General features: G+C 70.4%; 19 protein-coding genes. 8 read left to right on the forward strand and 11 right to left on the reverse strand.

The window, feature by feature from the left end:
• Nucleotides 1-7: 7 nt before the first annotated feature.
• Nucleotides 8-814 carry a ParA family protein gene (locus tag EL338_RS17130; RefSeq protein ID WP_126334839.1) on the reverse strand — a complete coding sequence of 269 codons (807 nt, stop codon included), beginning with the start codon at nucleotides 812-814 and terminating at the stop codon, nucleotides 8-10.
• A 74-nt stretch (nucleotides 815-888) separates the two neighbouring features.
• Between EL338_RS17130 and EL338_RS17135 the strand changes: the two genes are divergently transcribed.
• Genes EL338_RS17135 through EL338_RS17145 form a run of 3 tightly spaced genes read left to right on the forward strand, consistent with a single transcriptional unit; the run spans nucleotide 889 to nucleotide 3,067 of the window.
• A complete protein-coding gene (locus tag EL338_RS17135; protein ID WP_126334840.1) occupies nucleotides 889-1,497 on the forward strand; it encodes an acid phosphatase in 609 nt (202 codons plus the stop codon).
• Nucleotides 1,494-2,591: an isochorismate synthase gene (locus EL338_RS17140; RefSeq protein ID WP_126334841.1), complete on the forward strand. Its 1,098-nt coding sequence runs from the start codon at nucleotides 1,494-1,496 to the stop codon at nucleotides 2,589-2,591. The genes EL338_RS17135 and EL338_RS17140 overlap by 4 nt, the downstream gene beginning before the upstream one ends.
• Nucleotides 2,588-3,067 (forward strand): GNAT family N-acetyltransferase, encoded by a 480-nt coding sequence (locus tag EL338_RS17145; protein WP_126334842.1) that lies wholly within the window; start codon nucleotides 2,588-2,590, stop codon nucleotides 3,065-3,067. Before EL338_RS17140 ends, EL338_RS17145 begins: the two co-directional genes overlap by 4 nt.
• A gap of 6 nt (nucleotides 3,068-3,073) precedes the next feature.
• Here the strand turns inward: EL338_RS17145 and EL338_RS17150 are convergent, their stop codons facing one another.
• From EL338_RS17150 to EL338_RS17175, 6 genes are read right to left on the reverse strand one after another with little or no spacing between them, the layout of a single operon-like run.
• The gene (locus tag EL338_RS17150; RefSeq protein ID WP_126334843.1) at nucleotides 3,074-3,460 is read right to left on the reverse strand and encodes a hypothetical protein; all 387 of its coding nucleotides are present in this window, start codon (nucleotides 3,458-3,460) and stop codon (nucleotides 3,074-3,076) included.
• Nucleotides 3,457-3,900: a type II 3-dehydroquinate dehydratase gene (gene aroQ, locus EL338_RS17155; RefSeq protein WP_126334844.1), complete on the reverse strand. Its 444-nt coding sequence runs from the start codon at nucleotides 3,898-3,900 to the stop codon at nucleotides 3,457-3,459. Before aroQ ends, EL338_RS17150 begins: the two co-directional genes overlap by 4 nt.
• Before the next feature lie 46 nt (nucleotides 3,901-3,946).
• Nucleotides 3,947-4,240 (reverse strand): muconolactone Delta-isomerase, encoded by a 294-nt coding sequence (catC, locus tag EL338_RS17160; protein ID WP_126334845.1) that lies wholly within the window; start codon nucleotides 4,238-4,240, stop codon nucleotides 3,947-3,949.
• Nucleotide 4,241: 1 nt separating this feature from the next.
• Complete coding sequence (catA, locus tag EL338_RS17165) at nucleotides 4,242-5,108, reverse strand: catechol 1,2-dioxygenase (RefSeq protein WP_126334846.1); 867 nt, start codon at nucleotides 5,106-5,108, stop codon at nucleotides 4,242-4,244.
• Between the two features lie 60 nt (nucleotides 5,109-5,168).
• Nucleotides 5,169-6,272 (reverse strand): mandelate racemase/muconate lactonizing enzyme family protein, encoded by a 1,104-nt coding sequence (locus EL338_RS17170; protein ID WP_126334847.1) that lies wholly within the window; start codon nucleotides 6,270-6,272, stop codon nucleotides 5,169-5,171.
• Nucleotides 6,269-7,159 carry a LysR substrate-binding domain-containing protein gene (locus EL338_RS17175; RefSeq protein WP_126334848.1) on the reverse strand — a complete coding sequence of 297 codons (891 nt, stop codon included), beginning with the start codon at nucleotides 7,157-7,159 and terminating at the stop codon, nucleotides 6,269-6,271. The genes EL338_RS17170 and EL338_RS17175 overlap by 4 nt, the downstream gene beginning before the upstream one ends.
• Nucleotides 7,160-7,386: 227 nt before the next feature.
• On the opposite strand from EL338_RS17175, the gene benA reads away from it, so the two are divergent.
• Genes benA through EL338_RS17200 form a run of 5 tightly spaced genes read left to right on the forward strand, consistent with a single transcriptional unit; the run spans nucleotide 7,387 to nucleotide 15,284 of the window.
• A complete protein-coding gene (gene benA, locus EL338_RS17180) occupies nucleotides 7,387-8,775 on the forward strand; it encodes a benzoate 1,2-dioxygenase large subunit (protein WP_126334849.1) in 1,389 nt (462 codons plus the stop codon).
• Nucleotides 8,776-8,780: 5 nt separating this feature from the next.
• Nucleotides 8,781-9,326 (forward strand): benzoate 1,2-dioxygenase small subunit, encoded by a 546-nt coding sequence (gene benB / locus EL338_RS17185; RefSeq protein WP_126334850.1) that lies wholly within the window; start codon nucleotides 8,781-8,783, stop codon nucleotides 9,324-9,326.
• A gap of 12 nt (nucleotides 9,327-9,338) precedes the next feature.
• Nucleotides 9,339-12,059, forward strand: coding sequence for a benzoate 1,2-dioxygenase electron transfer component BenC (gene benC, locus EL338_RS17190; RefSeq protein ID WP_235666188.1), 2,721 nt, complete (start codon nucleotides 9,339-9,341; stop codon nucleotides 12,057-12,059).
• 17 nt (nucleotides 12,060-12,076) lie between these two features.
• Nucleotides 12,077-14,719: a LuxR family transcriptional regulator gene (locus EL338_RS17195; RefSeq protein WP_126334851.1), complete on the forward strand. Its 2,643-nt coding sequence runs from the start codon at nucleotides 12,077-12,079 to the stop codon at nucleotides 14,717-14,719.
• A 52-nt stretch (nucleotides 14,720-14,771) separates the two neighbouring features.
• Nucleotides 14,772-15,284, forward strand: coding sequence for a M15 family metallopeptidase (locus tag EL338_RS17200; RefSeq protein ID WP_126334852.1), 513 nt, complete (start codon nucleotides 14,772-14,774; stop codon nucleotides 15,282-15,284).
• Nucleotides 15,285-15,303: 19 nt separating this feature from the next.
• On the opposite strand, the gene EL338_RS17205 is transcribed toward EL338_RS17200, so the two are convergent.
• Genes EL338_RS17205 through EL338_RS17220 form a run of 4 tightly spaced genes read right to left on the reverse strand, consistent with a single transcriptional unit; the run spans nucleotide 15,304 to nucleotide 18,715 of the window.
• Entirely contained in the window at nucleotides 15,304-15,954 is a 651-nt protein-coding gene (locus EL338_RS17205; protein WP_126334853.1) for a 3-oxoacid CoA-transferase subunit B, read from the reverse strand.
• The gene (locus EL338_RS17210) at nucleotides 15,951-16,730 is read right to left on the reverse strand and encodes a CoA transferase subunit A (protein ID WP_126334854.1); all 780 of its coding nucleotides are present in this window, start codon (nucleotides 16,728-16,730) and stop codon (nucleotides 15,951-15,953) included. The genes EL338_RS17205 and EL338_RS17210 overlap by 4 nt, the downstream gene beginning before the upstream one ends.
• On the reverse strand, nucleotides 16,727-17,497 hold the full coding sequence (pcaD, locus tag EL338_RS17215) for a 3-oxoadipate enol-lactonase (protein WP_126334855.1): 771 nt from the start codon (nucleotides 17,495-17,497) through the stop codon (nucleotides 16,727-16,729). The genes EL338_RS17210 and pcaD overlap by 4 nt, the downstream gene beginning before the upstream one ends.
• Before the next feature lie 6 nt (nucleotides 17,498-17,503).
• Complete coding sequence (locus EL338_RS17220; protein WP_126334856.1) at nucleotides 17,504-18,715, reverse strand: acetyl-CoA C-acetyltransferase; 1,212 nt, start codon at nucleotides 18,713-18,715, stop codon at nucleotides 17,504-17,506.
• Nucleotides 18,716-18,719: the final 4 nt, after the last annotated feature.

Here is an 18,719-nt window from a genome sequence, read left to right on the forward strand (position 1 = left end):
ACCTGCCCTAGACCTCCGGGGTGAAGGTCGCGAGCTTCTTGCCGGATTTCCAATGCTTGAGCAGCGCGTCCGCCAGTTCCCGGTAGGCCATCGCGCCCTTGTTCTTGCGCCCGGCGAGCACCGAGGCCCCCGAGGCGGTAGCCTCGGCGAAGCGCACGGTCCGCGGGATCGGCGGCGCCAGCACCGGCAGCCCGTAGCGGTCGACGACGTCGAACAGCACGTCGCGGCTGTGCGTAGTGCGCGAGTCGTACAGCGTGGGCAGCGCCCCGAGCATGGTCAGGTCCGGGTTGGTGATCTGCTGGACGTCGGTCACCGTGCGCAGGAACTGACCCACGCCGCGGTGCGCCAGCGTCTCGCACTGCAGCGGGACGATGACCTCGTCGGCCGCGGTCAGCCCGTTGAGCGTGAGCACCCCCAGCGAGGGCGGGCAGTCGATGATCACCACATCGAAATCATCGGCCACCTTCGCCAGCGCCCGCTTCAGGGCGTATTCCCGCCCGGCCCGCATCAGCAACATCGCCTCGGCGCCGGCCAGGTCGATGTTGGCCGGCAGCAGCGTCATGCCCTCGTCGGTCTGCACCAGCGCCGCCGTCGGCTCCACGTCACCGAGCAGGACCTCGTGCACCGAGACCGGCAGTTTGTCGGGATCCTGGCCCAGCGAGAACGTCAGACAGCCCTGCGGATCCAGGTCGACGAGCAGCACCCGCTTGCCCGCCTCGACCATCGCGGCGCCCAGCGACGCCACTGTCGTCGTCTTGGCCACCCCACCCTTCTGGTTGGCCACTGCCAATACCTGCGTCCCCACGCCAACCATCCTGTCATGCCGCGGCGCCGGGCACCGGGACCACACGGGCGCCCACCCGGCGCGATCGGGCAGAATCGGAACCCGTGAGTGTCGGTGAGCATCGGCTGATCCTGCTGCGCCACGGCGAGACCGAGTGGTCGCTGTCGGGGCAGCACACCAGCACCACCGACCTGGAGCTGACCCCGCGCGGCCGCGAACAGGCCCAGCTGGCCGCGCTGGCCCTGGCGCACCTGGACCTGCACGATGCGCTGGTGTTCAGCAGCCCGCGGCGGCGCGCGCTGGCCACCGCCGAACTCGCCGGACTGGCGGTGCACGAGGAGGTCCCCGGGCTGGCCGAATGGGACTACGGCGACTACGAGGGCCGGACCACCCGCGAGATCCGGCGGGACACCCCCGGCTGGCTGCTGTGGACGCACGGCTGCCCCGGCGGGGAGTCGGTGGCGCAGGTCAGTGCGCGCGCCGACGCGGCCATCGAGTTGGCGCTGGATCACCTCGGCGAGCACGACGTGGTGTTCGTCGGTCACGGCCACTTCTCCCGGTCGGTGCTGACCCGCTGGGTCGAGCAGCCGCTGAGCGAGGGGGCCCGGTACGGCTTCGGCCCGGCCGCGCTGGCGGTGTGCGGCTTCGATTACGGTCTGCGCCAGCTGAAGTCGCTGGGGCTGACCGCGCACCGCGAACCCAGGACACCGTGACCGCCCCGCCGCCGTCGTTCGTGCTCAGCGGACCGTCGGGCACCGTGCTGTCCCGCGGCGTCCGCGCCGCCTTCGACAGCGTGGCCGCCGCAACCACCGCGCTGGACCGCGGCGAGGTGCCGATCGTGGTGGGCGCCTTGCCTTTCGACGTGGCGTCCCCGGCGGCGTTGCACGCGCCCGAACAGCTGCACCGCGGCCCACTGACCGCGCCGGCGGGCGGGCGCCTGCCGCGGGTCACCGAGGTCAGCCCGCAGCCAGACCTGGCCACGCACCGCGACCGGGTGGCCACCGCGGTCGCCCGCCTGCGCGCCCCCGGCACCGACCTGCACAAGGTGGTGCTGGCGCGGTCCCTGCGGCTGCACGCCGACGGGCCGTGGGACCCGACGACCGTGCTGCACCGGCTGCTCGACGCCGACCCGGGCGCCTACGGCTATCTGGTGGACCTGTCCCCCGCCGGCGGCGCGCACGCCGGCACCGTGCTGGTGGGCGCCTCCCCCGAACTACTGGTGGCACGCTCCGGGGACCGGGTGACGTGCCGGCCGTTCGCCGGTTCGGCGCCCCGCTCGGCCGATCCGGAGATCGACCGCGCCAACAGCACGGCGCTGGCCGAGTCGGCGAAGAACCGCCACGAGCATCAGCTGGTGATCGACGTCATGCGCGCGGCACTGGAACCGCTGTGCGTGGACCTCGACATCGCCGCCGAACCGCAGCTGCACCACACCGATGCGCTGTGGCACCTGAACACGCCGATCTCGGCAACCCTGCGGGAAAGCAGCACCACGGCAATCGATCTCGCGCTGGCGCTGCAGCCCACCCCGGCGGTCGGCGGGGTGCCCACGGCGGCGGCGACCGCACTGATCGGCGAGATCGAGGGCGACCGCGGCTTCTACGCCGGTGCGGCCGGCTGGTGCGATGCGCGCGGGGACGGCCGCTGGGTGGTCTCGATCCGGTGCGCCCAGCTATCGGCCGACCGGCGCAGCGCGCTCGCCCATTCCGGCGGCGGGATCGTCGCCGAGTCCGATCCCGACGACGAGGTCGCCGAGACCACCACGAAATTCCGGACCATCCTGTCCGGGCTGGGAGTCACGCTATGAGCCAACACATCCGGCGCGCCGAGCCCGCCGACGTGCCCGCGATCACGGCGATGATCCACGAGCTGGCCGCCTTCGAGGAGGCCGCCGACGAGTGCACGGTGACCGAAACCCAGTTGCACACCGCGCTGTTCGGTGACGAGCCCATCGCCCACGGTCACGTCGTCGACATCGACGGCGAGGCCGCGGCCGCCGCGGTGTGGTTCGTGAACTTCTCCACCTGGGACGGTGTCGGCGGGATCCATCTCGAGGACCTGTACGTGCGGCCGGCCTACCGGCGCCGCGGCCTGGCCCGGGCGCTGCTGGCGACGCTGGCCGGCGAGTGCGTGGCCCGCGGCTATACCCGGCTGTCGTGGACGGTGCTGAACTGGAACTCGGGGGCCATCGCGCTCTACGACGACGTCGGCGGCACCCCGCAGAGCGAGTGGACCGGCTACCGGGTCTCCGGCGACGCGCTGCGCCGCCTGGCCGACTCCTGAGGACGCTCAGCCGCGCGGCGCGGCGGCCCACTGCAGCGCCGTCGGGCTGAACAGCAACCCGAGCACGGTCAGCGCGACCGCGGCCACCAGCACGCCGTAGACCACCTGATGCGAGCTGAACACGTACCACGCCACCGGCAGCAGCAGCAGGTTGACGAACACCGCGATGCCGCGCCCCCAGCGCCGGTCGGTCACCAGCGCCCAGCCCCCGGCCAGCACGCCGAGGCCCATGATGGTGAACCACGCCGAGGTGCCGTAGGCGTTGAAGCCGTCGGCGTGCTTGTCGGTGCCGCCGGTGGCCAGCACCGCCAGCACCACCGCGGTGACCAGTGCGACGATCCCCTCGGCGACGACGATGAAACCGGCGTAGCGCACGGCGGGTGGCTGGATCACGAGCCGATCCTGTCGGCGAGGTAGCGCACGGCGAATTCGTACCCGAGCGCCCCCGCCCCGGCGATCACGGCGTCGGCGACCCCAGACACATACGAGTGCTGCCGGAACTCCTCGCGGCGCGCGACGTTGCTCAGATGCACCTCGACCACGGGTAATTCGACGCCCGCGAGTGCGTCCCGGATGGCCACCGAGGTGTGCGTATAGGCCGCCGGGTTCAAGATGATGCCGGCGCAGTCGGCGCGGGCCGCCTGGATGGCGTCGACCAACTCGCCCTCGTGATTGCTCTGCAGCGCGCGCAGATCGAAGCCGAACTCGACGGCCACCGACCGGGTGTTCTCCTCGATCTGGGCCAGCGTGGTCGATCCGTAGATCTCCGGCTCGCGGGATCCCAGCAGGTTCAGGTTCGGCCCGTTGAGCAGCAGCAGACGGCGTTCGGTCATTCACCTACGGTACCGAGGCACACGACCCCGGTACCGTAGGCGGTCGCTATTCGGCGTCGCCGGCGTGGATATCGGACGGGTGCACGGCCAGCGGGGTGACGTGGATGTCCATGTAGGGGAACAGCGGCAGACCCGAAAGGATCTGGTGCAGCTCGTCATTGGACTCGACGTCGAACACCGAGTAGTTGGCGTACTCGCCTACCACCCGCCAGATGTGCGGCCACTTGCCGGACCGCTGCAGGTCCTGGGAGTAGCGCTTCTCCCGGTTCACCAGATCGCTGCGCCGCTGCGGATCCATGTCGTCGGGGATCCGCACGTCCATCCGTACGTGGTACAGCATGTCAGGCCCCCACCGGGTCGAGCACGAAGTAGTACGTCATCGCCTCGGAGCCGTCCGGGCGCGGCTGCGGGTCGAGCATCAGTTCGGGCTTGACCGCGCTGGCGATGTCGTCGGCGTTGTGCGGGTCACCGGGGAAATACAGCTGCGCGGTGAGCGATTCGTGGCCCGGGGCGGACACCTTGACGTGCAGGTGCGCCGGGCGCCAGGCGTGCCAGCCGGCCGCGGCGATCAGCTTGCCGCAGGACCCGTCGGTGGGGATCTGGTAGGGCGCGGGCCGGATGGTGGTGATCTGGAAATTGCCGTCGGCCCCGGTGGAGAAGCTGCCGCGCAGATTCCACTCGGGCAGCCCGGGGGCGAACTGCGAGTAGAACCCGTCGGCGTCGGCGTGCCACAGTTCGATCTTGCCCGCCAACGGTTTTCCGTCGGTGGAGGTGATCCGGCCGTCCCAGACCAGCGGCGTGCCGGCCTCGTTCTCGCGCATGGGCATGGTGCCCACCGCGCCGAGTTCCGGCGAATCCGGCACGTAGTAGGGGCCCTCGATGCTGCCCTTGTTGCCCTGGCGGTGATCGGTGGCGACCTCCTCGACGACGTGTTCGACCCACACGTCGAGGAACAGTGGCCACTCCCCGTCCTGGCCGACGTTGATCAGCCACGCCTTGAGCGCGTTGTACTCGTCGTAGGAGACCTTGTGCTTGCGGATGGTGGCGTGCACGGCGTCGAGCACCTCGCGCGCGAGCATGTCGACCCGTTCGGGCGGGGTGTCCTTGACTGCTTCGAACGGCGACTTGTCGGCGTGGAAGCGTTCGGTGGCCGACGCCCCCGAGGCCGCCGCCGAGGCGTGCTCTGCCGGACTCTCCATGGTGGTCATTTCGCGGTGTTCTCCTTCGTCAATATTCCTGATCGACGTGCTTGATCGACGTGGGGCTGATCAGTTGTCGGTGCGATACCGGGTGAGTTTGTCGGGGTCCAGGTCGACGCCGAGGCCGACGCCGAAGGGCACCCGCAGGACGCCGTCGCTGATCCGCAGCGGCTCGGCGAGCAGGTCGTCGGACATGTCCAGGAAGTTCGACAGCTCGCCGGCGCGCCGCGAGGTCAGCTCGTGGGCGGCGCCGAAGGTGACGGCGCACGCGGTGCCGAGTTGACCGTCGATCTGGTTGCCCATCACCACCTCCAGCCCGAGTCCCTCGGCCAGGTGATGCACCCGGGTGGAGCCGGTGAACCCGGTGCGGGCGGTCTTGATGCTGATCGCGGTCGCCGACCCGCCGAGCACCTCGCGGGTGACGTCGGCGGGGGTGGGCACCGACTCGTCGGCGATGAAGGGCACGTCGAGCTTGCCGACCAGCCAACGTCGGCCCAGCACGTCGTCGGCCGGGTTGAGTTCCTCGGCGAACAGCAGGTCCAGGTCGGCCATCTCCTTCATGGCCCGCAGGGACTCGGCGGCCGTCCAGCCGCGGTTGCCGTCGACGTAGAGCTCGATGGTGTCGCCGAAGCGTTCCCGCAGCGCCCGCACGACGGCGGTGTCCAGCTGCACCGGCCGGCGGCCGACCTTGACCTTGAACGTCGAGATGCCGTAGCGCTCCAGCATCTTCTCCGCCTCGGCGACCATGGCCGCGGGTTCGTCGAAGCCGAGCATGTGGCTGACCCGCATGCGGTCGGTGTAGCCGCCCAGCAGATCGGAGACGGGCAGGCCCAGGGTGCGGCCCAGCGCGTCCCAGATCGCCATGTCGACGGCGGCCTTGGCGGTCGGGTTGCCGACGGTGCGAGCCAGCCGCGCGTGGGCGACCTCGCGTTCGGTCAGGCGCAGCCCGACCAGCTGCGGGGTGAACACGCCGGTGATGACGGCGATGATCCCGGCCTGGGTCTCGCCGTAGGTGAACGGCCGCGGCGGGGCCTCGGCGATGCCGACGATGCCGTCGTCGGTGTGCACGCGCACCAGGACGTGTTCGGCGGCGTGCACCTCACCGGAGGCGAACTTCAGCGGCTTGGTGTAGGGAATGGCGAACGGGATCGCCTCGACCGCAGTGATTTTCACTGGTTCTCCTTGACGAGCGCAGCGGATAGGACGTCGACGACGGACTGCACCAGGGGGTTCTCCGTGCCGCGGCGCCAGGCCAGGGCCAACTCGATGCTGCCGCCGTCGACCAGATCGCGGAACACCACGCCGTCGAGCGGCAGGGACCGCACCGACTCGGGCACCAGCGCGATCCCGAGGCCGGCGGCCACCAAGGCCAGCAGCACGGCGGTGCCGGACACGGCGTGCTCGCGGTGCGGGACGAAGCCGGCGGCGCGGCAGCTGCGCAGCACCGCCTCGTTGACCGCCGAGTCGCGGCCCGCGTAGGCGACGAACGGCTCGTTGCGCAGATCCGCCATGGACACAACGGGTTCCACGGCCAGGCGGTGATCGACGGAGACGGCCAGCACCAGCGACTCGACGTCGATGGTGCGCAACTCGATCTCCTCCCCGACCGCGGGCGGCCGGAGCACGCCGAGGTCCAGGGCGTCGTTGCGCAGCGCGTCGCACTGGGCCGGGGTCAGCAGGTCGGCCTGGATCTCCAGCGCCGCGTCGGGAAGTTCACGCTTGACCACCCGGGCGATGCGCGGCAGATAGGAGAAGGCCGCCGTACCGGTGAGCCCGAGGCGCAGCAGGCCGCTGCGGCCGGCGGCGATCCGTCGCACGCCGCGTTCGGCGTCGTCGACGTGGGCCAGGATGCGGTCGGCCTCACCACGCAGGAACTCCCCGGCCGCGGTCAGCGAGACGTGCCGGGTGGTCCGGTTGAACAGCGTGACGTCCAGTTCGGACTCGAGTTGCCGGATGGCGTAGGACAGGGCCGGCTGCGCGACGTGCAACCGCTCGGCGGCCTGACCGAAATGGCAGGTCTCGGCCACGGCGGCGAAGTACCGAAGGTGCCTCAGCTCCATGCCTCGCTCCTGCCTGACTTGCTACGCCTGTGATGGGTGACACAGCCGACGTTAGGCCCTCAACCAATAGAGAACAAGGACTTACTTACGGGTGAATGATTGATTTTGTTTATCAATACCAGCCTAGGTCCGGACTAGCAATATGCCTAGTGTGATGGTCACCACTGAATGTGACAGTGGGTGCCCAGAGCACATTTCCGAGCTCTCCAGAAGAACCGGAGGCCCCGATGACCACTTCACTGCCGCGGACGCCCGCGAGCCACAGCACCCACCTCGACGAGATCCTTTCCGATGCGGTGGTGGAGGACCCGGCTGCCGGTGTGTACCGGGCGAATCGCCGGATTTTTACTGATGATGAGATTTTCGAGTTGGAGATGAAGCACATCTTCGAGGGCAATTGGGTGTATTTGGCTCATGAGTCCCAGATCCCGAACCCGGGGGATTACTTCACCACCTATATCGGGCGTCAGCCGGTGGTGATCAGCCGCGACCGCAAGGGCGAGTTGCACTGTTTGATCAATGCGTGTTCGCATCGCGGGGCGATGCTGTGCCGGCGTAAGACCGACAACCGCCCCACCTTCACCTGTCCGTTCCACGGCTGGACGTTCCGCAACGACGGCTCCCTGCTCAAGGTGAAGGATCCTGACGGTGCGGGCTATCCGGACTCGTTCAACACCGACGGCTCCCACGACCTGACCCGGGTGCGGATGGAGTCCTACCGCGGGTTCTTGTTCGGCTCGGTCAACGACGACGTGTTGCCCCTGGAAGAACATTTGGGTGATTCGACGAAAGTGATCGACCTGCTGGTCGACCAATCCCCCGACGGCCTGGAAGTCGTGCCCGGGGCCTCGACCTACACCTACGACGCCAACTGGAAAGTCCAAGCCGAAAACGGCGCCGATGGCTACCACGTCTCGGCGGTGCACTGGAACTACGCCGCCACCACCTCACGGCGCTCCTCGGGGGAGTCGACCAACGTCACCAAAACCCTCGACGCCGGCGGCTGGGGGAAATCCGGCGGCGGCTACTGGTCCTTCCCGCACGGGCATTTGTGCTTGTGGACCTATGCCGCCAACCCCCAGGACCGGCCCCTGTGGGACCGCCTCGACGAACTCAAGGCCACTTATGGGGAGGCCAAGGGGGAATTCATGGTCAAAGGCTCGCGCAACCTGTGCCTGTACCCGAATGTGTATCTGATGGATCAGTTCTCCACCCAGATACGGCATTTCCGCCCGATCGCCCCGGACAAGACCGAAGTCACCATCTACTGCATCGCCCCCAAGGGCGAAACTGCTGAGGCCCGGGCCAACCGGATCCGCCAGTACGAGGACTTCTTCAACGCCTCCGGCATGGCCACCCCTGATGACCTGGAAGAGTTCCGCTCCACCCAGCTGACCTTCCGCGCCACCAAAGCCCCCTGGAACGACATGAGCCGCGGCGCCAAACACTGGCTCAACGGCCCCAACGACCTGGCCAAAGACCTCGGCATGAACGGCGTCATCTCCTCGGGGGTCAAAAACGAAGACGAAGGCCTGTTCCCCGTCCAACACGGCTACTGGCTCGACGTCATGCGCGCCGGCCTGGGCACCACCACCAACGGACACGACGGGAAGTGACTGCGATGACCGCCACCCTGCCCACCACCAACACCACCACCACCGGATCCTCCGGTGGTGCGACGATCACCCAGAACGCGATCGAACAATTCCTCTACCGCGAAGCCCGCTACCTCGACGACCGCGAATTCGAGAAATGGCTCGACTGCTACGCCGACGACGTCGAATTCTGGATGCCGTCCTGGCGCGACGACGAAATGCTCTCGGAAAACCCGAACACCGAAGTCTCGCTGATGTACTACCCCAACAAAGGCGGCCTGACCGACCGAGTCTTCCGGATCCGCACCGAACGCTCCAGCGCCACCTCACTACCGGAAGCGCGCACCAGCCACAACATCAGCAACGTCGAAGTCATCGAACGCCGCGGCGATCTGGTCGACATCCGCTTCAACTGGCACACCATGTACTTCCGCTACAACACCGTCGACCCCTACTACGGCACCAGCTTCTACACCATCGACTTCTCCGGACCACAACCCCTGATCCGCCGCAAAACCGTCGTCCTCAAAAACGACTACATCCACCACGTCATCGACATCTACCACATCTAGGGGGCTACGCTCGTGACCGCCGTGCAGGCACCGCCGGTGCCCGAAACCCATTCCGTTGCACTGACGTTCGAGGACGGCGTCACCCGGTTCATCACCTGCCGGGATGACCAGACCGTCGCCGACGCCTCCTACCGGCAGCGCATCAACATCCCCCTGGACTGCCGCGACGGCGCCTGCGGGACCTGCAAGGCGCTGTGCGACTCCGGCCGCTACGACGGCGGCACCTACATCGACGACGCCCTGTCCCCGGACGAGGCCGCGGCCGGCTACGTCCTGCCGTGTGCGATGAAGCCGAAATCCGATCTGGTCCTGCAGATCGCGAGCACCTCGGAGATCGCCAAGACCCAGGCGGCCACCTACGTCGCCACCATCACCGAGCTGACCCGACTGTCGGCGACCACCGTGGCCTTCAGCGTCGAAATCCCCAACCGCGACGAATTGGTGTTCCTGCCCGGCCAATACGTCAACATCGCAGTCCCCGACACCGACCAAACCCGCTCCTACTCCTTCTCCAGCGCCCCCGACGACCCCACCCTGAGCTTCCTGGTCAAACTCACCCCCGGCGGCGTCATGTCCACCTACCTCGACGAACGCGCCAAAGTCGGCGACCAACTGTCCTTCACCGGCCCCAACGGCAGCTTCTTCCTCCGCGAAGGCGACGGCCCCGCACTCCTGCTCGCCGGCGGCACCGGACTGGCCCCCATCCTGTCCATCCTGCGCAAAATGCGCACCAGCACCACCCGACCCCTGCACCTCATCTACGGCGTCAACACCGACGAAGACGCCGTCGAACTCGACACCATCGACCAACTCGCCACCGAACTGGGCAACCTCACCTGGGACTACTGCGTCGCCGACCAAAACAGCACCGCCACCAACAAGGGCTACGTCACCGCCCTGATGACACCCGAACACCTCCACAACGGCAACACCTCCATCTACCTCTGCGGACCCCCACCCATGGTCGAAGCCGTCCGCAAACACATCGACACCGGCGGCATCCAACCCCACGGTTTCTACTACGAGAAGTTCGCGCTGGCCCACGGCGGCGGCGCCGAATCCCCCGCGGCCGCAGCGCAAACCACCGCGGCACCGAAGGCCGCCGCGACCGCGGTCGAGCAGCTGCGCCCGGCGGCCACCGACGGTGTCGCGCGCACCGTCAACGGCCAGACCGTGCTGGCGCCCAGCGGCCTGGGCCCCGTGACCAACCCCGCACCGGCCGCCGATCCCGGCGACGCCATCCGCCGCCTGCGCGGCCAGTTGGTGATCCCGGGCGGCACCGGCGGTGCCGACGCACTCGACGAGGACGACGCGACCCTGCCGGCCGACGACGCGCGCGCGGTGATCGGGCAGCAGATGTTCGACGCGGTCCAGCCCGCCGTCCCAATCCCCACCGCCGCAGCCCCGACCGCCACGGCCCCCACCGCCCCCGTGACCGCCGACGGCTACGAGATCGGCGAGGAACACCCCTCGGTCTACGAATCCGATGCGCTGTTCGAGGCGCGCCGGGCGCTGGAACTCGGCGCGCTGGAACTGACCCTGGGCCGGCTGTCCAGCCAGCAGCTCACGGGCTACCGGCTGCTCGCGGAGGCCACCGTGCCGTTCGTCGACGGCGAATCCTTCACCGACGCCGCGCAGTACACCGAGACCAATGCGGCCTTCCACGACTACCTGTTCGACATGACCGGCAACGAGCATCTGCTGCAGGCCTATCAGGCCCTCGGCGTCAAGGGCCGGATGGCCGAGGTGCTGCGCAACGCCACCTGGTGTCATCCGCTGTGCGCCCAGGACCACCTGGACATCGCGGCGGCCTTCGAGGCCGGCGACCGCGACGCGGCCCGGGACCTGATCGTCGCGCACGCCGAACGGTCCAAGCAGACCATGAGGAGAGCCATGACCGATCTGGAGAACACCCGGGCGGCAAAGCAACCGAAGTTCATCGCCCCCGGCCGCTTCACCGGCAAGGTCGTCGTGATCACCGGCGCCGCCCAGGGCATCGGCGAGCAGACCGCGCGGCGGATCAGCGCCGAGGGCGGCACCCTGGTACTGGTCGACCGCAGCGAGCTGGTCAAGGAGGTCGCCGACGAGCTCGACGTCGCCGGCGGCACCGGGCCGCGCGCCCTGGCCGTCACCGCCGACCTCGAGCAGTTCGACGGCGCGGATTCCGCGGTGGCGCAGGCACTGTCGGAGTTCGGTCGCATCGACGTGATGATCAACAACGTGGGTGGGGCGATCAACTTCAAACCCTTCACCGAGTTCACCGACGAGGACATCCGCGCCGAGATCACCCGATCCCTGCTCACCACCCTCTACTCCTGCCGCGCCGCACTACCCACCATGGTCGAACACGGCCACGGCGTCATCGTCAACGTCTCCTCGGCCGCCACCCGCGGCATCCACCGCATCCCCTACTCCGCCGCCAAAGGCGGCGTCAACGCCCTGACCGCCTCCCTGGCCATGGAATACGCCGACGCCGGCATCCGCGTCGTGGCCACCGCCCCCGGCGGCACCGAAGCCCCACCCCGGCGCATCTCCCGCGGCACCCCCCAACCCCGCAACGCCACCGAACAAGCCTGGTACCAAGCCCACATCGACCAAACCATCGACGCCGCACTACTACACCGCTACGGCACCCTCGACGAACAAGCCGCCGCCATCTGCTTCCTGGCCTCCGACGAAGCCTCCTACATCACCGGCACCGTTCTTCCAGTCGCCGGTGGCGACCTCGGGTAACGCCTACCATGTGAGCTGTGCCGGACCCCATCGGCTGCGTGGGCCGTGAGGGCGAGCTGACCCAGCTCGCCGACCTCGTCACCGACTCGGAGCGCGGTGCGCGCATCGTCGCGGTCTGCGGCCCGCCCGGGGTCGGGAAGACCACGCTGCTGCGGCAGCTGGCCGATCAGCACACCTGCCGCTGGGCCGCCGGCATGGCCTGGGAGACCGACCTGCCCGGCGGGGTCCTGGCCCAACTGCTGCAGGACGAGATTCCCGCCGACCCCGTCGAGGCGGCCGCGCATCTGCTCGACCACCTGCGCGCCGGCGACATCCGGGTGCTGCTGATCGACGACGCGCACCACGCCGACCTCGAGTCGCTGCAGGCGATCTCGACGCTGGTGCGCCATCAGCGCGAGCAGCCGGTGCTCGTCGTGCTGGCCACCACCGCCGCCGACCGGCTGCCCGGCGATCTGGGTGCCGACGAGATCCGATTGCCCGGCCTGACCGCCGCGGCGGTCGACGAACTGCTACGGCAGCGCGGCATCAGCGTGCACCCGGCGATGGCCGAGGAGCTCAGCCGCCACACCCGCGGGATCCCCCGCGATGTGCTGGCGCTGCTCGCCGAGGTGCCCGCCGCGGTGTGGTCGCGTCCGGACGCCGCGCTGCCCGCACCCGGCTATCTCGTGGACGGCGTCGCAGAGGCGCTGCGGCACTGCGGTTCCGACGGCCGGGCGCTGGTCGAGGCGCTGGGGATCCTCGGGCCGCGGGCCACCCTGGCCGAGGCGGCCACGCTGGCCGGCCTCGCCGACCCGTTACCGGCCATCGACGAGGCGACGGCCGCCGGACTGCTGGCATCGGAGGCCCCGTTCGAACCGCGACTGCGCGGTCACCTGACCGAGGCCGCGGTGGTGCAACTGATGGGGGTGCGCGCGGCCGCCGCGGCGCACCGGCGCGCGGCCGAGATCGTCGCCGATCCCGCCGCGCGCCTGCGCCACCGGGTGGCGGCCACCCCGATGCCCGAGGATGCGCTGGCCGACGAGGTCGCCGCGCTGGCCCGCCAACGCGGCACCGATGGCGCCTGGGCCGAGGCCGCGACCCTGCTGCGCGACGCCGCCCGGCTGACCCTGGACCCGGTGCTGCGCGACGAGCGGCTGACCCTGGCCGTCGACGCCCTGGTGGCCGCCGGGGACTGCGGGGCCGCCGGCGCGCTGGTTCCGGCGGTGGAGAGCATGCGCGAAACACCGCTGCGCAACGCGGTTCTGGGATACCTGGCGATCCTGCGCGGCCGCGCCACCGAGGCCGAGGTCCGGCTGCGGCGCGCCTGGACGATCGTCAACGCCGAGCGCGATCCGGAGACCGCCGCCCTGATCGCCCAGCGCTACGTGCTGCACACGCTGATCCGGGGGCGCGGCGACGAACTCGTCGAGTGGGCGGACACCGCGCTGCAACTTGCCGCGCCCGACACCCCGGAGGCCATCGAGGCCGCCGCGGTGCGGGGCCTGGGCATGCTGGCCGCGGGGCATCCGGCCGACGCCGCGACCGCCTACGAGGAGTTGGCCGCCCGGGTGCGTCACGGCGCGCAGGCCCAGCGGGTCACGATGGGCCGCGGCTGGGTGCAACTGCTCGGCGACGACGTCGACGGCGCCCGCAGCCAGCTCGAAACCGCCGTCGCCACTGCGGGTCTGGGCGGTTCACGGCGCATCACGCTGTGGTCGCTGGGCTGGCTGGCGCGGGTGCACTTCGTCACCGGCGAGTGGGACAGCGCGCTGGCCGCCGTCGAATCCGGCCGTGCGCTGGCAACTTCGAGCGGCATCGTGGTCGTGACCCCGCTGCTGGAGTGGACGGCCGCGCAGATCCATGCCCTGCGCGGCGACTGGGCCGCGGCCACCGCGGCGGTCCAAGCCGCCGACGTGGTCACCCAGGACTACGAGATGATGCAGATCCCGAACGTGTTGGCGCGCGCGCAGATTGCCGAGGCCGAGGCCGACTACGGCCGGGTGCGCCGCACGCTCGAGCCGCTGGTGCGGATGGCGCCGGGGACCTCGCTGCACGAGCCGGGCTACTGGCCGTGGCCCGACGTGCTGGCCAACGCCCTGGTGCTCGACGGCCGCCTCGACGACGCCGAGGCGTTCCTGGCCCCGCACGAGCGGCGGGCGCGGGAACGCAACCACCGCTCGGCCATCGCGCGGCTGGGCTATGCCCGCGGCCGGCTGCTCGGCGCGCGCGGCGATCTAACGGCGGCGCGCGCCGCCTTCGAGGAATCGCTGGCCCTGCTCGACGGGCTGCCGCTGCGTTACGACCGGGCCCGGGTGAACTTCGCCTACGGGCAGACACTGCGCCGGGCCGGTAAGCGCCGCGAGGCCGACGCGGTGATCGGCACCGCCCGCGACCTGTACGTCGCGCTGGGGGCCCAGACCTACGTCGCGCGCTGCGAGCGGGAACTGAAGGCCGGCGGGCTCAACCAGCTGCGCGGCGCCCGGCACAGCGTCGAGCTCACGCCGCAGGAGGAGGCGGTGACCGCGCTGGTGTCCCAGGGCAAGTCGAACCGCGAGGTGGCCGCCGAGCTGTACGTCTCCCCCAAGACCGTGCAGTACCACCTCACCCGCATCTACGCCAAGCTCGGGATCCGGTCCCGCACCGAGCTGGCGGCCCGGGGACCGTGGGGCGCCGATGCGTAAGGTGGGCAACGGCAGCAGGGTCGGGGGCGAACTTGCGGCAAGGAACGACACGATGCGAATCACGGCGGGACTGACGCTGGCGGCCCTCACGGCCGCGACACTGACGCTGGCGGCGCCCGCCACCGCCGATCAGGTGCGGCTCACCGACAACTCGGTGGCGCTGGTCACCCCCTTCGACGTGGCCGATCCCAGCATCGGCAACCTGGACCCGGCGCTGCGCACCGCCGTGCAGAACGCCGCGACCGCCGCCGCCGCGCACGGCATCACGATGACCGTCAACTCCGGGTGGCGCTCCCCGGAATTCCAGCAGCAGTTGCTCGACGACGCGGTGCTGACCTACGGCAGCTACGCGGCGGCCCGCCAGTACGTGCAGACCCCCACCGCGTCCCGGCACGTGGTGGGCCAGGCCGTGGACATCGGCGGGCCCGAGGCCGCGCAGTGGCTGATCGCCCACGGCCGGCAGTTCGGGCTGTGCCAGATCTACGCCAACGAGTCCTGGCACTTCGAACTGGCCGTCGACGCCTACGGCAACTGCCCGCCGCTGCTGCCCAACGCCGCGGGCTGAACACGAGAGAGGTTGACGCTCAGGCGGGTTCGAGGACCCGTCCGTCGGTGACCGGCGCGGCGGTCTTGGCCACCACATCGTCGTAATCCACCCCGGGTGCCAGTTCGACGACCCGGAACCCGTCGCCGGTGACGTCGAAGACACCGAGGTCGGTGATGACGCGGCTGACGACGGCCTTGCCGGTCAACGGCAGGTCGCAGGCCGTGACCAGCTTGGCCGCACCGGATTTCGCGACGTGATCCATCAGGACGATCACCCGGCCGGCGCCGTTGACCAGATCCATCGCGCCGCCCATGCCCTTGACCATGGAGCCCGGCACCATCCAGTTGGCCAGGTCGCCGTTGCCGGCCACCTGCATGCCACCGAGCACCGCGACGTCGACGTGCGCGCCGCGGATCATCGCAAAACTGGTGGCGGAGTCGAAGAACGACGCACCGGGCAGCACCGACACGGTCTGCTTGCCGGCGTTGACCAGGTCGGGGTCCACCTCGTCCTCGTACGGGAACGGGCCGACGCCCAGGATGCCGTTCTCGGCGTGCAACTGCACATCGGAGTCCGCGGGCAGGTGGTCCGGGATCAGCGTGGGCAGTCCGATGCCCAGGTTGACGTAGTCGCCGTCGCGCAGTTCACGCGCGGCGCGGGCCGCCATCTCGTTGCGGGTCCAGCTCATTGGTGGGCCTCCTGTCGTACCCGGGTGGTCAGCTTCTCGATGCTCTTGCGGTTGGCCTGCTCGGGAGTTAGCTCGTGGACGCGCTGCACGAAGATGCCCGACAGGTGAATCTCGTCGGGGTGCAGTTCGCCGACCTCGACCACGCGTTCGGCCTCGACGATGGCGACCCGGCCGGACATGGCCGCGGGCGGGTTGAAATTGCGTGCGGCGGCGTGGAATACGCAGTTGCCGGCCTTGTCGGCGACCGCGGCGCGCACCAGCGCGAAGTCGGTGACGATGCCCTCCTCGAGCAGCATCTCGCGGCCGTTGAAGGTCCGCACCTCCTTGGGCGGTGAGGCCAGCGCGATGCTGCCGTCGGCGGCGTAGCGCCACGGCATCCCGCCCTCGGCGACCAGCGTGCCCACCCCGGTGGGGGTGTAGAACGCGCCGATGCCGCTGCCGCCGGCGCGCAGCCGCTCGGCCAGCGTGCCCTGCGGGGTCAGCTCGACGGTCAGCTCACCGGCCAGGTACTGCCGCGCGAATTCCTTGTTCTCCCCGACGTAGGAGGCGATCACGCGGCTGATCCGGCGCGCGTCGAGCAGCAGTCCCAGCCCGGCGCCGTCGACGCCACAGTTGTTGCTGACGATCGTCAGGTCGCCGGCGCCCTGCTCGAGCAGCGCCTCGATGAGGAACCAGGGAATGCCGGCCAGGCCGAAGCCGCCGACGGCCAGGCTCGCGCCGTGCGGGATGTCGGCGACCGCCTCGGCGGCCGAGCCCACCACTTTGTTCAGGGTCATGACTGCTCCAGGTGTTCGATGATGGCCGCGGTGACGGTGCCGGGCTGTTCGGCGTTGGCCAGGTGCGCCGAGCGGGGTACCACCAGCACGCGCGCGCCGGGGATGTGGTCGGCGATATCGCGCAGCATGGCCGGCGGGGTGGCCGGGTCGTCGGCGCCGGCGATCGCCAGCGTCGGAGCCTTGATCGACGAAAGATCGTCGCGCAGATCGAGTTTGGCGATCGCCTCGCAGCAGCCGGCGTAGCCCTCGGCGGCCGTGGCCGCGACCATATGCTCGGCCTCGATCCGGACGTCCGGGTGTGCGGCCAGGTAGTCGGGGGTGAACCAGCGGGCCACCACGGCCGCCGCGACGGACCCGGACCCGCCCTCGCGCACCGTCTTGGCGCGCTCGGTCCAGGCCTCGGCCGGCGGCAGCTGGGTGCTGGTGCACAGCAGCGCCATCCGGTCGACCCGCTCGGGGTTGCGCGCGGCCAGCCGCATCGCGGTCATGCCGCCCAGCGACAGGCCCACCACGTGCGCGCAGGCGATGTCGAGGCGGTCCAGCAGGGCCACGACGTCGTCGACCAGCTCGTCGATCGAGTAGGGGCCGTCGGGCACGGGCGATCCGCCGTGGCCGCGGGTGTCGTAGCGCACCACCTTGAACCGGCTCTCCAACTCGGCGAGCTGGGCGTCCCACATCCGGTGGGTCGAACCCAGCGAGTTCGACAACACCACCGCGGGCCCGTCGGGCCGGCCGCTGACGACGGCATGGACCTCACACACGGTCATTTCACTTCACCTCACTGCTTCGAAGATCGCGGCCAGTCCCTGACCGCCGCCGATACACATGGTTTCCAGTACGTAGCGGGCCTGCCGTCGGCGCGCCTCGTAGGCCGCGGTGGCCAGGATGCGCGCCCCGGTGGCCCCGATCGGGTGGCCCAGCGAGATGCCCGAGCCGCACGGGTTGAGCCGCTCGTCGTCGGCGTCGAGCTTCCACTCGGCCAACACGGCCAGCACCTGCGCGGCGAAGGCCTCGTTCAGTTCGATGAGGTCGATCTCGTCGAGCGTCAGCCCGGCCCGCTCGAGGGCCGCGGCGGTGGCGCCGACCGGGCCGATGCCCATGGTCTCGGGCGCGCAGCCGGTGACCGCCCAGGACCGCAGCGCCAGCAGCGGGGTCAGGCCGCGTCGCGCGGCCTCCTCGGCGGTGGTGACCACGCACATGGCGGCGCCGTCGTTCTGACCCGAGGCATTGCCCGCGGTGACGGTGGCCTCCGGGTCGGCCTTGCCGCGGATCGGCCGCAGCTCGGCCAGGCGCTCGACGGTGATGTCGGCGCGCGGATGCTCGTCGCGGTCGACGACGGTGTCGGGCTTGCCGCGCTTGCCGGGGATGGTGACGGGGATCAGTTCGTCGGCGAAGCGCCCGTCGTCGTGGGCGCTGACCGCGCGGCGGTGCGAGCGGACCGCGAGCTCGTCCTGATCGGCGCGGGTGAGGCCGTACTGGCGGCGCAGGTTCTCGGCCGTCTCGATCATGCCGCCGGCAATGGGATGGCTGGTGCCGCCGGCGGTCTCGCGGGCGCGGTCCAGCCGGTCGGCCAGCGCGACGCCGCCCTGGCGCACGCCGGTGCGCAGGCCCAGCGCGTAGTGCTCGACGTTGGACATCGACTCGGCGCCGCCGGCCACGATCAGCCGGCCCGCGCCCGTGGCGACCTGGCCCGCCGCGTACAGCACGGCCTGCAGACCCGAGCCGCAGCGACGATCGATCTGCAGGCCGGGCACCCCGGTCCCCAGCCCGGCGTCCAGAGCCGCGATCCGGCCGATGGCCGGTGCCTCGCCGTTGGCGTACCCGTTGCCCAGGATCACGTCGTCGATGTCGCCCTCGCCCAGCCCGGTGCGCTCGATGAGGGCGCGCAGCGTGGTGGTGGCCAGCTCGGCGGCCGTCAGCGGGGCCAGCGCCCCGCCCATCCGGCCCACCGGCGTGCGGAGGGGGCTGCAGATCACGACATCCATGCCT

Origin of the sequence: Mycolicibacterium chitae (genome assembly GCF_900637205.1) — a bacterium.
GTDB lineage: Bacteria > Actinomycetota > Actinomycetes > Mycobacteriales > Mycobacteriaceae > Mycobacterium > Mycobacterium chitae.